The following is a 13,018-nucleotide window of genomic DNA, read 5'->3' as shown; positions in this document are numbered from 1 at the left end:
CCCCCACGACAGAAGAGACACCATGGACACCAAACCGATCCAGATCAATCGCCGCAGCGCCAACATCGTCGAAGGCAAGAGCCGCGCGCCCAACCGCTCCATGTTCTATGCCATGGGCTACGAGGAAGGCGACTTCAAGAAGCCGATGGTCGGCGTCGCCAACGGCCACAGCACCATCACGCCCTGCAACTCGGGCCTGCAGAAGCTGGCAGACGCGGCCATCGCGGGCATCGAGGAAGCCGGCGGCAACGCGCAGGTGTTCGGCACGCCCACCATCTCCGACGGCATGGCCATGGGCACCGAAGGCATGAAGTACTCGCTGGTGAGCCGCGAGGTCATTTCCGACTGCATCGAGACCTGCGTGGGCGGCCAGTGGATGGACGGCGTGCTGGTGGTCGGCGGCTGCGACAAGAACATGCCCGGCGGCCTGATGGGCATGCTGCGCGCCAACGTGCCGGCCATCTACGTCTACGGCGGCACCATCCTGCCGGGCCGCTACAAGGGGCAAGACCTGAACATCGTGAGCGTGTTCGAGGCCGTGGGCCAGAACGCCGCCGGCAACATGAGCGACGAAGACCTGCTCGAGATCGAGAAGCGCGCCATTCCCGGCACCGGCTCGTGCGGCGGCATGTACACCGCCAACACCATGTCGAGCGCGTTCGAGGCGCTGGGCATCTCGCTGCCCTATTCGTCGACCATGGCCAACCCGCACGACGAAAAGGCCAACTCGGCCAAGGAATCGGCCAAGGTGCTGATCGAGGCCATCAAGAAAGACCTGAAGCCGCGCGACATCGTGACCAAGAAGGCCATCGAGAACGCGGTGGCCGTGATCATGGCCACCGGCGGCTCGACCAACGCGGTGCTGCACTTCCTGGCCATCGCGCACGCGGCCGGCGTGGAATGGACCATCGACGACTTCGAGCGCATGCGCAAGAAGGTGCCAGTCATCTGCGACCTGAAGCCATCGGGCAAGTACCTCGCGGTCGACCTGCACCAGGCCGGCGGCATTCCGCAAGTGATGAAGGTGCTGCTGAAGGCAGGCCTGCTGCACGGCGACTGCATCACCATCAGCGGCCAGACCATCGAGGAAGTGCTGAAGGACGTGCCGGACGTGCCGCGCGCCGACCAGGACGTGATCCGCCCGATCGACAAGCCGATGTACGCCGAAGGCCACCTGGCCATCCTGAAGGGCAACCTGTCGCCCGAAGGCGCCGTGGCCAAGATCACCGGCCTGAAGAACCCCGTCATCACCGGCCCCGCGCGCGTGTTCGACGACGAGCAGTCGGCGCTGAAGGCCATCCTGGACGGCAAGATCAAGGCCGGCGACGTGATGGTGCTGCGCTACCTGGGCCCCAAGGGCGGCCCGGGCATGCCCGAGATGCTGGCACCCACCGGCGCACTCATCGGCGCGGGCCTCGGCGAAAGCGTGGGCCTGATCACCGACGGCCGCTTCTCGGGCGGCACCTGGGGCATGGTGGTGGGCCACGTCGCGCCGGAAGCGGCGGCGGGCGGCACCATCGCCTTCGTGAACGAGGGCGACTCGATCACCATCGACGCGCATGAACTGAAGCTCGAACTGAACGTGCCCGAAGCCGAGATCGCCAAGCGCCGCGAAGGCTGGAAGGCACCGGCACCGCGCTACACGCGCGGCGTGCAGGCGAAGTTCGCGTTCAATGCGTCGAGCGCGAGTTCGGGCGCCGTGCTGGACAAGTTCTGAAGCGGAAGCTCCGGGGCACCGGCGGCGCCGGGCCTCGGATGCGTCATCTGCGCTTGTTGCTGTTGGTGGGCCGCATGCCCATGTTGGTCTTCTGGCGGTCGATGCGCGCCTGCTTGCGCCTGTCTTCCCGCTCCATGATCTTGCGTTTGGTATAGCCCGACGAGTCGGCCCATGCCCACCATGCAAGGGCCATGGCAAACGGCGACAGCACGATCCACCAGCTCCAGCCGGCGACCATGCCGACTTCGAGATACTTCAGGGCCAGGCCGAGCAGGCCCAATGCCAGAAACCACATTGCGAATCCCTCGGGGTTGTATTGGCAACGCTGAGGGACGCCGTGCACGGCGGTACCTACAATCGCGTTGAGCCGAATGTAACTCAGCCCTTACGAAATAGATCCCATGACAAGAGTCTTGTTGACGGCAGCCCTCGGCCTCGGCCTTTGCGTACTCGCCGCGCCCGCCTTCGCCGACCTGGCGCTGGCCACCTCGAAGAACTGCATGAGCTGTCACGCGGTCGAGCGCAAGGTGCTCGGGCCGTCGTTCAAGGACGTGGCCGCGAAGTACAAGGACGACAAGGGCGCGGTCGACAAGCTCGCCAGCAAGATCATGAAGGGCGGCTCCGGCGTGTGGGGGCCGGTGCCGATGCCTGCCAACAACCAGGTCAGCGAAGCCGACGCCAAGAAGCTCGCGGCCTGGGTGCTGCAGACGAAGTAACGCCAAAGGCGCCGCGGCCTCAGCCCTGCGGGTTGATGTCGGCCGGCATCACCACCGGCGACAGCGGCCGGCGCTCGATGCGGTCTTCGAGCTGGCCGATGTGCGCGGCCACCGTGTTGTCGGTCTGGTCGGAGCGCAGCCGCACCGAGGTTTCGAGCTGGTCGAGGCGCGCGAGCAGCGCGCTCTGGCGGTCGGCGTTCTGCGCCATGTGCTTGTTCTCCTGTGCCTCCAGGAAGTTGCGCAGCTCGGTGAAGCGGGAAGCCTCGGCCTTGTCGGCCAGATCGCGCTGGGCCTGCATTTCCTTGGTATGGCGCTTGGTGTCGATCAACACCGAGCTGTGCAGGTACAGCACGTAGACGAGGAAGAAGGCCGCCAGCACCACGGTCAGCCCCAGCATGATCAGCCCCAGCGGCGCCGACACGGTCATGAAGCCCAGCCAAACGTCGGTGGGCGCGGACAGCGTGCCCCAGTTCAGCGCGGCGAGCGCCGCGATGAGCAGCACGATGACGAAAAGAAAAGCAGATCTCACGCCCATGGGGGCCTCCTTCGGAAAGATCGAACACATCGGAATCAGCCGTGCGCGTCGAGGCGCACGGTCACTCCGATGGTTTTACCTCAGCCGGAGGCCGTCCACAGGCCCATGGGCCCACAGGGGGCCGCGTCCTACATCAGTCAGAGCTTTTCGGCCAGCTGTTCCAGGATGGCCGGGTTCTCCAGCGTCGAGGTGTCCTGCGTGATGGCCTCGCCCTTGGCAATGCTGCGCAGCAGGCGGCGCATGATCTTGCCGCTGCGCGTCTTGGGCAGGTTGTCGCCGAAGCGGATGTCCTTGGGCTTGGCGATCGGGCCGATTTCCTTGGCGACCCAGTTGCGCAGTTCGTTGGCGATCTGCTTGGCTTCCTCGCCGGTCGGGCGGCCACGCTTGAGCACGACAAAAGCGCACACCGCCTCGCCCGTCACGTCGTCGGGGCGGCCCACCACGGCGGCCTCGGCCACGAGGTCGGTCTTGGACACCAGCGCGGATTCGATTTCCATCGTGCCCAGGCGGTGGCCCGACACGTTCAGCACGTCGTCGATGCGGCCGGTGATGCGGAAATAGCCGCGGTCTTCGCTGCGCACCGCGCCGTCGCCGGCCAGGTAGATGGTGCCGCCCATTTCCTCAGGGAAATAGCTCTTCTTGAAGCGCTCGGGGTCGTTCCAGATGGTGCGGATCATCGAGGGCCAGGGCCGCTTGATGACCAGCATGCCGCCCGCGCCGTTCGGCAGGTCCTTGCCGGTCTCGTCGACGATGGCGGCCATGATGCCCGGCAGCGGCAGCGTGCACGAGCCCGGCACCAGCGGCGTGGCGCCCGGCAGCGGCGTGATGACGTGGCCGCCGGTTTCGGTCTGCCAGAAGGTGTCGACGATGGGGCAGCGCTCGCCGCCGATATTGCGGTGGTACCACATCCACGCCTCGGGATTGATCGGCTCGCCGACCGAACCGAGGATGCGCAGGCTGGTGAGGTCCCAGTTCTTCGGATGCACTTTCTCGTCGCCCTCGGCTGCCTTGATGAGCGAGCGGATGGCGGTGGGCGCCGTGTAGAACACGCTGACCTTGTGCTTCTCGATCATCTGCCAGAAGCGGCCTGCGTGCGGGAAGGTCGGGATGCCCTCGAACACCACCTGCGTGGCGCCGGCCGCGAGCGGGCCGTAGGCGACGTAGGTGTGGCCGGTGATCCAGCCGATGTCGGCGGTGCACCAGAACACGTCCTGCGGCTTGATGTCGAAGGTCCAGTCCATCGTGAGCTTGGCCCACAGCAGGTACCCGCCGGTGGCGTGCTGCACGCCCTTGGGCTTGCCGGTGGAGCCCGAGGTGTAGAGGATGAACAGCGGGTGCTCGGCGTTCACCGGCACGGGTGCGCACTCGGTGCTCTGCCCTTTCAGCGCCTCGTCGAAGGTCTTGTCGCGGCCTTCGACACGGGTCCACGCGGTGGGCGTGCGCTCGTACACGAACACCGTCTTGATCGACTCGCAGCCGCCCAGCGCGATGCCGTCGTCCACGATGGCCTTGAGCGGCAGTTCCTTGCCGCCGCGCAGCTGGTAGTTGGCCGTGATGACCGCCACCGCGCCCGCGTCGATGATCCGCTCCTGCAGCGCCTTGGCCGAGAAGCCGCCGAACACCACGCTGTGGGTGGCGCCGATGCGCGCGCAGGCCTGCATGGCGATGACCCCCTCGACCGTCATCGGCATGTAGATGATGACGCGGTCCCCTTTCTGGATGCCCTGCGCCTTCAGCGCGTTGGCGAACTGGCTCACGCGGGCCAGCAGCTCCTTGTAGGTGACGTTGGTGACGGTGCCGTCGTCGGCCTCGAAGACGATGGCTGTCTTGTTCTCGACCGGTGTGCCGATGTGCCGGTCGAGGCAGTTGGCGCTGGCGTTGAGTTCGCCGTCGCCGAACCATTGGTAGAACGGCGCGTTCGACTCGTCGAGCGTTTTGGTGAACGGCTTGGTCCACTGCAGGTTGCCCTTGGCCAGGCGGGTCCAGAAACCGTCGAAGTCCTGTTCGGCCTCCTTGCACAGGGCTTCGTAGGCGGCCATGCCGGAAATGCGGGCGCCTTCGGTGGCGCGGGCGTCGGGCGGGAACACGCGGTTCTCGACAAGGACGGATTCAATGTTCTTCGATGCGCTACTCATGCTCTATGTCTCCTGGATGGATGCGGCCGTAATGTCGGCGTGCCCACTTACGGGGCACTGACGGGTCGGTGACTGCCGGATGTTAGTTCGCGGGGTTATCACGACTGCGACACGGGGACACCCCTAGAATCCCCCGTCCCAAACAACCGGCCTCCCGATGTCCGCTCCCGATCCCTTCGACCCCCGGAACCCGCCCGTACCGCGCCGCGGTTCGCCGCTTCGGCCGCTGCCCAAGCTGATTTTCGCGAGCCGCTGGCTGCAGTTGCCGCTGTACCTGGGCCTGATCGTGGCGCAGGCGGTGTACGTGGTGCATTTCCTGGTCGAGCTGCTGCACCTGGTGGAAGCCGCGTTCGGCAGCAAGGAAGCGCTGCAGGCGCTGATCACCAGCATCGGCTACAAGACCACCGCTCCGGTCGGCACGCTGAACGAGACGGTGATCATGCTGGTGGTGCTGGCGCTGATCGACGTTGTCATGATCTCCAACCTGCTGATCATGGTGATCGTGGGCGGCTACGAGACCTTCGTGAGCCGCATGGACCTCGAAGGCCACCGCGACCAGCCCGAATGGCTGAGCCACGTGAACGCATCGGTGCTCAAGGTGAAGCTGGCCACCGCCATCATCGGCATCAGCTCCATCCACCTGCTGAAGACCTTCATCAACGCCGACAACTACACCGACCGCGTGCTGATCGCCCAGACGGTGATCCACATCGCGTTCCTGTTCTCGGCCATGGCCATCGCCTACACCGACAAGCTCATGACCTCGTCGGCACCGCACGGCGACGACCGCCACTGAGCCTTTTCCCGGCTAGCCCGCGTGCGGCAGGTCCCACGCGGGCACTTCGGTGAAGCGCCCGGCCAGGAAGTCGAGCATGGTGCGCAAGGTGGCCGGCATGTGCTTGCGGGAGGCATACACCGCATACATGCCCACCACCTGCGGCTCGAAGTCGGGGAACAGCGGCACAAGTTCCCCTGCCTGCACCAGTGCCGAGGTCAGGTAGGTCGGCAACATCGCGACGCCCGCCCCCGCCCGCGCCAGTTGCATCAGGCTGGCCGCGTCGTTGGTCGACACGTTGCCGCCCACGGCCACCGAAACCGGCTCCCCGTCCTCCTTGCGCGTGAAGTTCCACAGGCTGCGCCCGAAATAGGAATGCGTCAGGCAATTGCGCTGAGCCAGTTCTTCCACCCGCAGCGGCCTGCCCTGCTCCTTCAGGTAGCCCGGTGAAGCGCAAACCACCGAGCGGCAATCGGTGAGCCTGCGCGCGATGAGGTTGGGGTCGATTTCCGCTGCCACCCGAATCGCGAGGTCGATGCGCTCGTCCACCAGGTTCACCGACCGATCCAGCAGCACCAGGTCGACCGCCACGCCCGGATAGAGCCGCACATAGTCGGCCACCGCCCCGGCCAGCTGCGCTTGCGCGAACGACGTGCTGGCCGTGATGCGCAGCTGCCCGCGCGGGGCCTCGGCCGGGTGACGCACCGCGGCCTGCATGTCGCCCGTGAGCTCCAGCACCTGGCGGCAGCGCGGCAGCAGTTCTTCGCCCGCCGCCGTAAGGCTCAGGCGGCGCGTCGTGCGATGCAGCAGGCGGGCGCCGGTCCATTGCTCCAGCTCGGCCACGTAACGAGTGACCACCGGGCGCGACAGGTCGAGCTTGTCGGCAGCGGCGGAAAGGCTGCCCGAATCGACCACGTTGACGAACACCCGCATTGCATTCAATCGATCCATTTGCACGATTTTAGGAATAAACAAGCGCGCAAATCGAGGTATTTCTTTCGAAACCAGAAACCTAAGATGCGGCTCATCCCATCCACTTTCTGGAGATCACCATGAGCCACATCGTCATCATCGGCGCCACCGGACGCGCCGGCAGCCAGCTTCTCGAAGAGGCGCTGCGCCGCGGCCACACCGTCACCGCCATCGCCCGCAAAGCCAGCGCCAAGCTGGCCGGCCGCGCGAACGTCAAGGCCGTCGACCTCGACGTGCTCGACGGCGCAGCGCTCGAAAAGGCCCTGGCCGGCCATGACGCCGTGTTCAGCGCCGCGCACTTCGCCACCGTGCCGCCGGCAGCCATCATCGAACCGGTCAAGCGCGCGGGCGTGAAGCGCCTGCTGGTGGTCGGCGGCGCCGGCAGCCTGTTCGCGGCGCCCGGCCTGAAGGTGATCGACACGCCCAATTTCCCAGATGCCTACCGTGCCGAAGCCTCGGCCGGCGGCGTGTTCCTCGATGCGCTGCGCAACGAGAAGGAACTCGACTGGACTTTCCTGTCGCCTTCCGCCGAGTTCGTCGAAGGCGAGCGCACCGGCAAGTTCCGCCTGGGCAAGGACGACCTGCTGGTAAGCGCCGAGGGCCGCAGCTGGATCACCTTCGCGGACTACGCGATCGCGTTCATCGACGAGCTGGAAAAGCCCGCCCACTCGCGCCAGCGCTACACCATCGGCTACTGAAAATGAAAAAGGACCCGCGAGGGTCCTTTTTTCATGGTGCCGACTAGCGAGCCATCAACGGCCGGTCATGTTCTCCGGTACCACCCATTCATCGAACTGCTCGGCCGTCAGGTGGCCCGAGGCGATCGCCGCTTCGCGCAGGCTGGTGCCTTCCTTGTGCGCCTTCTTGGCGATGTAGGCCGACTTGTCGTAGCCGATGTGCGTGTTCAGCGCCGTCACCAGCATCAGCGAGCGCTGCACCAGCTCCGTGATGCGTTCGCGGTTCGGCTCGATGCCCACCGCGCAGTGGTCGTTGAAGCTCACCATGCCGTCGGCCAGCAGGCGCACGCTCTGCAGGAAGTTGTGCGCGACCATGGGGCGGAACACGTTCAGCTCGAAGTTGCCCGATGCGCCGCCGATGTTGATGGCCACGTCGTTGCCGAACACCTGCGCGGCCAGCATCGTGACGGCCTCGCTCTGGGTCGGATTGACCTTGCCCGGCATGATCGACGAGCCCGGTTCGTTTTCCGGGATGCTCAGTTCGCCGATGCCGCTGCGCGGGCCGCTGGCCAGCCAGCGCACGTCGTTGGCGATCTTGTTCATGCTGGCCGCCAGCGTCTTCAGCGCGCCGTGCGCGTGCACCAGCGCATCGACGCTGGCCATGGCTTCGAACTTGTTCGGCGCGGTCACGAACGGCAGGCCGGTGATCTTCGCCAGCTCGGCGGCCACCTGCTCCGCGTAGCCCTTGGGCGCATTGAGCCCGGTGCCGACGGCCGTGCCGCCCAGCGCCAATTCGCTCAGGTGCGGCAGCGCGGCGCGCACATGCGCCTCGCCATGCGCCAGTTGCGCAACATACCCAGAGAACTCCTGGCCCAGCGTGAGGGGCGTGGCGTCCTGCAGGTGGGTGCGGCCGATCTTCACGATGTCCGCGAAGTCCTTCGACTTCTGCTCCAGCGTGCCGCGCAGCTTGGCGATGGCGGGCAGCAGCTTGTGCGTGATGGCCTCCACCGCGGCCACGTGCATGGCGGTCGGGAACACGTCGTTGCTCGACTGGCTGCGGTTCACGTCGTCGTTCGGGTGCACGAGCCGGCCTTCGCCGCGCTCGCCGCCGAGCAACTCGCTCGCGCGGTTGGCCAGCACCTCGTTGACGTTCATATTGGTCTGCGTGCCCGAGCCGGTCTGCCAGACCACCAGCGGGAACTCGCCCGGGTGCTTGCCGGCGATGACTTCGTCGGCTGCCGCCACGATGGCGTTGGTCTTCTTCTCGTCCTGCAGCCCCAGCGCGTGGTTGACCACGGCCGAAGCCCGCTTCACCTGGGCCAGCGCCTTGATGATTTCGCGCGGCTGCTGCTCGCCGGAAATGTCGAAGTTCTGCAGCGAGCGCTGCGTTTGCGCGCCCCACAGCTTGTCGGCCGGCACGTCGATCGGTCCGAAGGTGTCGCGCTCGGCACGGGTCTTGGGGGAAGTCGTCATGAGAAAAAGCTCCGCATTCAAGAAAATCGCGCCGCTTTCCGGCGCGACGCAGAGTATCGCGCCAATAGGAGTAGCTCTCATCTGACGAGGCCATTGCGCCGCCGCTGACAGCTTGATACCTGGCCGCGCCTTGACCTCATCATGCCGAAAAGTTATGATCTTGGTCTTCTGACGACCGGCAAGTCATGATGATGACAGCGCCGGTCAAGCCTTCACTACTCGCGGATCACCGAATCCCGTCGCGGTGCAAGGTTCCCCCGCCGGGCCCAGCCCGGCGACCCGGGCGGATCTTTCCGTCCCCATTGCCACGCCAAGCTCATCCAGGCGGCGCCCCTCGACCAGGCCCGCCGCTCTGCGAATGAAGCATCCGGCGGGCACTGGTTTCGTCGCCAAGTCGTCTTCAGTGCCTGTCGGCAGCCCATCGAATGGGCTGGGGCGTGGTCGCGTCGTCCTTTCGGGGGCGGCGATCTGTCAACCCTTCACACGAAAGGAGCCCCGACGTATGGCCAAAGGAATTCTCATCGACCATGTCTTCAAGGTGTTCGGCGACGAGCCCGAACAGGCACTGGAACTGGTCCGGCAAGGTCTGTCCAAGAAAGAAATCCTGGCGCGCACCGGCCAGTCGATCGGCGTGTTCGACGCCACTTTCGAAATCCAGGCCGGAGAAATCTTCGTCATCATGGGGCTCTCGGGTTCGGGCAAGTCGACGCTGGTGCGCCTGCTGAACCGGCTGATCGAGCCGACCGCGGGGCGCATCGTGATCGACGGCGCCGACATCAACGAACACTCCGACGCCCGCCTGCGCGCGCTGCGCCGCAAGGACATCAGCATGGTGTTCCAGTCGTTCGCGCTGATGCCGCACATGACGGTGCGCGAGAACACCGCCTTCGGCCTCGAGCTCTCGGGCACGGGCAAGAAGGAGCGCCTCGCGCAGGCCGACAAGGCGCTGGCGCAGGTGGGCCTGGCCGGCTGGGGCGCCAGCTACCCGGACGAGCTTTCCGGCGGCATGCAGCAGCGCGTGGGCCTGGCGCGCGCGCTGGCCTCCGACCCGTCGATCCTGCTGATGGACGAGGCCTTCTCGGCGCTCGACCCGATCATCCGCACCGAAATGCAGTCGGAGCTGCTGCGGCTGCAGCAGGAGCAGCGCCGCACCATCGTCTTCATCTCGCACGACCTCGACGAAGCCATGCGCATCGGCGACCGCATCGCGATCATGAAAGACGGCCAGGTGATCCAGGTCGGCACGCCCGACGAGATCCTGCGCAGCCCCGCCAACGACTACGTGCGCAGCTTCGTGCGCGGCGTGGATGCGGCCGCCGTGTTCAAGGCCGGCGACATCGCCCGCAAGCAACTCACCGTGGTCAGCGAGCACCCCGAGCGCGGTGCGCGCGCGGCGCTCAAGCAGCTGGAAGACCAGGACCGCGACTTCGCCTACGTGACCAGCCCGAACAAGCGCTATCTGGGCACCGTGTCTGCAGATACCCTGCGCGCGGCGCTCGACGGCCATTCCGGCGCGCTGGGCCTGCGGCACGCGTTCCTCAATGACCTGGGCGTGATCGAAGCCGACGCACCCGTGGCCGGCCTTTTCGGGCAGGTGGGCCAGGCCCCTTGCGCGGTGCCGGTGGTGGCCGCTGACGGCCGCTTCTGCGGCGCGATCAGCAAGACGACGCTGCTGAAGTTCCTCGACCGCGACACACCGCCGATCGACCCCGCACACCAGCCGCAGCAGCAACCCGCCACCGTGCCCGCAGCGGCAGCCGCCACGGCCTGACCGATTTCGAAGGACCTCCTGATGAACGACACCACAATGCCCTCCGAACTCGCGCCCCTGAACGACGCTGCTTCCATGCTCGCGACGCCCGCACCGGCGACGACGCCGGTCGACCCCTGGGAAGCCCTGTCAGCCGCGCCCGACCCCGCGTCGACCAGCGCCTGGCTCGACGCACCCGCGCCCGCCCATGCGGCGCACCAGCTGGCCGGCCAGGCCGATGCCGCCAGCGGCGGCTTCCATCTGCACCGCCTGTGGGACGGTTCGCTGCCCGTCGAGGCCTGGATCAACCAGGGCCTGGGCTGGGTGGTCGAGCACTTCCGCCCCTTCTTCCAGACCGTGCGCCTGCCCATCGACAGCACGCTCAACTCGGTGCAGAGCCTGCTGACCGGCCTGCCCACGCTCGCGATGATTGCGCTGATCGGCCTGTTCGCCTGGCAGTTCGCCGGCCGCGCGCTGGCCATCGGCACCACCGTGGCGCTGCTGCTGGTGGCCATGCTGGGCATCTGGCCCGAGGCGATGGTGACGCTGTCGCTGGTGCTGACCTCGCTGGTCTTCTGCATGGTCATCGGCCTGCCGCTGGGCGTGCTGCTGGCCAGCAGCGACCGGGCGCAGCGGATCATGCGGCCGGTGCTCGACGCGATGCAGACCACGCCCGCCTTCGTGTACCTGGTGCCGGTGGTGATGCTGTTCGGCATCGGCAACGTGCCCGGGGTGATCGTCACCATCGTCTTCGCGCTGGCCCCGCTGGTGCGCCTGACCAACCTCGGCCTGCGCCAGGTGCGCCCCGACCTCATCGAGGCGGCGCGCGCCTACGGCGCCTCGCCCTGGCAGATGCTGGTGAAGGTGCAGCTGCCGCTGGCCATGCCGTCGATCATGGCGGGCATCAACCAGGCGCTGATGCTGTCGCTGTCGATGGTGGTGATCGCCTCGATGATCGCCGTGGGCGGCCTGGGCCAGATGGTGCTTCGCGGCATCGGCCGGCTCGACATGGGCCTGGCGACCGTGGGCGGCCTGGGCATCGTGCTGCTGGCGATCTCGCTGGACCGCCTGACGCAGGCCATGGGCAAGTCGCGCCGTGCCGGCGGCCGCCGCTGGTGGCACACCGGGCCGGCGGGCTTCGCGCTGCGCGTTCTGCAACGCGCCGTGGCGCCGGGCCGTGGCGCCGGCGAACCGGCACCCGCCCTGTCGACCCAGGCGCAATGACCGGAGGACACCAACGCATGACGAAGAAAACCAGTCTCATCGCACGCGGCCTGCTGGCCCTTGCCTTCGTGGCCACCGGCATGGCGGCCCAGGCGGCCAACGACCTGCCCGGCAAGGGCGTGACCGTGCTGCCGCTCAAGAGCTCGCTCGCCGAAGAAGCCTTCCAGACGCTGCTGGTGATGCGCGCGCTCGAGAAGCTCGGCTACACCGTGGAGCCCATGAAAGACCTGGAGCCGGCCACCGAGCACCTGGCCATCGCCAACGGCGACGCCACCTTCATGGCCAACCACTGGAGCCTGCTGCACGCCGACTTCTACAAGAACAGCGGCGGCGACGCCAAGCTGTGGCGCAAGGGCGTGTACTCCGACGGCGCGGTGCAGGGCTACCTGATCGACCGCAAGACGGCCGAGCAGTACGGCATCAACAACATCGCCCAGCTGAAGGACCCGGCCATCGCCAGGCTGTTCGACGCGGACGGCGACGGCAAAGCCGACCTCACGGGCTGCAACCCCGGCTGGGGCTGCGAACTGGCCATCGAGAACCACCTGACGGCCTACCGGCTGCGCGACACTGTCACCCACAAGCAAGGCAGCTACGCCGCGCTGATGGCCGACACCATCGCGCGCTTCAAGCAGGACAAGCCGGTGCTCTACTACACGTGGACGCCGTACTGGGTCAGCGCCGTGCTGCGCCCGGGTGCGGACGTGGTGTGGCTGCAGGTGCCGTTTTCCTCGTCGCAGGGCGACGGCGGGAACGTCGACACCCAGTTGCCGAACGGCAAGAACTACGGCTTCCAGGCCAACCAGGAACAGATCGTCGCGAACCGGGCCTTCGTCGAGAAGAACCCTGCGGCGGGCAAGCTGTTCGAGGTCATGAAGCTGCCGATCAGCGACATCAACGCGCAGAACCTGCGCATGAGCCAGGGCGCCAACACGCAACAGGACGTGGAACGGCACACCGACGGGTGGATCAAGGCGCACCAGCAGCTGTTCGACGGGTGGATTGCCGAGGCTCGGGCCGCTGCGGCTCCCTAGGCGGTGGGCT

At 66.8% G+C, this 13,018-nt stretch carries 12 protein-coding genes; 7 read left to right on the top strand and 5 right to left on the bottom strand.

What is annotated here, in order from left to right:
• Nucleotides 1–22: 22 nt before the first annotated feature.
• Nucleotides 23–1,717 carry a dihydroxy-acid dehydratase gene (gene ilvD, locus AC1RVW_RS18325; protein WP_081270863.1) on the top strand — a complete coding sequence of 565 codons (1,695 nt, stop codon included), beginning with the start codon at nucleotides 23–25 and terminating at the stop codon, nucleotides 1,715–1,717.
• A gap of 43 nt (nucleotides 1,718–1,760) precedes the next feature.
• Here the strand turns inward: ilvD and AC1RVW_RS18320 are convergent, their stop codons facing one another.
• Nucleotides 1,761–2,012: a TIGR04438 family Trp-rich protein gene (locus AC1RVW_RS18320; RefSeq protein WP_081270864.1), complete on the bottom strand. Its 252-nt coding sequence runs from the start codon at nucleotides 2,010–2,012 to the stop codon at nucleotides 1,761–1,763.
• A gap of 106 nt (nucleotides 2,013–2,118) precedes the next feature.
• Between AC1RVW_RS18320 and AC1RVW_RS18315 the strand changes: the two genes are divergently transcribed.
• Nucleotides 2,119–2,433, top strand: coding sequence for a c-type cytochrome (locus AC1RVW_RS18315; RefSeq protein WP_493201602.1), 315 nt, complete (start codon nucleotides 2,119–2,121; stop codon nucleotides 2,431–2,433).
• A 19-nt stretch (nucleotides 2,434–2,452) separates the two neighbouring features.
• Here AC1RVW_RS18315 and AC1RVW_RS18310 read toward each other — a convergent pair whose 3' ends face one another.
• On the bottom strand, nucleotides 2,453–2,968 hold the full coding sequence (locus AC1RVW_RS18310) for a Signal transduction histidine kinase (RefSeq protein WP_106934741.1): 516 nt from the start codon (nucleotides 2,966–2,968) through the stop codon (nucleotides 2,453–2,455).
• Between the two features lie 137 nt (nucleotides 2,969–3,105).
• Complete coding sequence (gene acs, locus AC1RVW_RS18305; RefSeq protein ID WP_493201600.1) at nucleotides 3,106–5,103, bottom strand: acetate--CoA ligase; 1,998 nt, start codon at nucleotides 5,101–5,103, stop codon at nucleotides 3,106–3,108.
• 157 nt (nucleotides 5,104–5,260) lie between these two features.
• Between acs and AC1RVW_RS18300 the strand changes: the two genes are divergently transcribed.
• Entirely contained in the window at nucleotides 5,261–5,899 is a 639-nt protein-coding gene (locus tag AC1RVW_RS18300; RefSeq protein ID WP_081270868.1) for a YqhA family protein, read from the top strand.
• Nucleotides 5,900–5,911: 12 nt separating this feature from the next.
• Here AC1RVW_RS18300 and AC1RVW_RS18295 read toward each other — a convergent pair whose 3' ends face one another.
• Entirely contained in the window at nucleotides 5,912–6,829 is a 918-nt protein-coding gene (locus tag AC1RVW_RS18295) for a LysR family transcriptional regulator (protein WP_493201598.1), read from the bottom strand.
• Nucleotides 6,830–6,930: 101 nt separating this feature from the next.
• Between AC1RVW_RS18295 and AC1RVW_RS18290 the strand changes: the two genes are divergently transcribed.
• Entirely contained in the window at nucleotides 6,931–7,548 is a 618-nt protein-coding gene (locus AC1RVW_RS18290) for an NAD(P)-dependent oxidoreductase (RefSeq protein WP_493201596.1), read from the top strand.
• A gap of 54 nt (nucleotides 7,549–7,602) precedes the next feature.
• Here AC1RVW_RS18290 and fumC read toward each other — a convergent pair whose 3' ends face one another.
• Entirely contained in the window at nucleotides 7,603–9,000 is a 1,398-nt protein-coding gene (fumC, locus tag AC1RVW_RS18285; RefSeq protein ID WP_106934745.1) for a class II fumarate hydratase, read from the bottom strand.
• 502 nt (nucleotides 9,001–9,502) lie between these two features.
• On the opposite strand from fumC, the gene proV reads away from it, so the two are divergent.
• Genes proV through proX form a run of 3 tightly spaced genes read left to right on the top strand, consistent with a single transcriptional unit; the run spans nucleotide 9,503 to nucleotide 13,008 of the window.
• Nucleotides 9,503–10,771, top strand: coding sequence for a glycine betaine/L-proline ABC transporter ATP-binding protein ProV (gene proV, locus AC1RVW_RS18280; protein ID WP_493201594.1), 1,269 nt, complete (start codon nucleotides 9,503–9,505; stop codon nucleotides 10,769–10,771).
• 21 nt (nucleotides 10,772–10,792) lie between these two features.
• Nucleotides 10,793–11,974 carry a glycine betaine/L-proline ABC transporter permease ProW gene (gene proW, locus AC1RVW_RS18275; protein ID WP_493201592.1) on the top strand — a complete coding sequence of 394 codons (1,182 nt, stop codon included), beginning with the start codon at nucleotides 10,793–10,795 and terminating at the stop codon, nucleotides 11,972–11,974.
• A gap of 17 nt (nucleotides 11,975–11,991) precedes the next feature.
• A complete protein-coding gene (gene proX, locus AC1RVW_RS18270) occupies nucleotides 11,992–13,008 on the top strand; it encodes a glycine betaine/L-proline ABC transporter substrate-binding protein ProX (RefSeq protein WP_493201590.1) in 1,017 nt (338 codons plus the stop codon).
• The last annotated feature ends 10 nt before the right edge of the window (nucleotides 13,009–13,018 follow it).

The sequence above is a fragment of the Variovorax sp. MPBD4-3 genome (assembly GCF_058809745.1).
The sequence above is the reverse complement of the archived record's forward strand: the minus strand, read 5'-3'. Positions and strand labels throughout refer to the sequence as shown.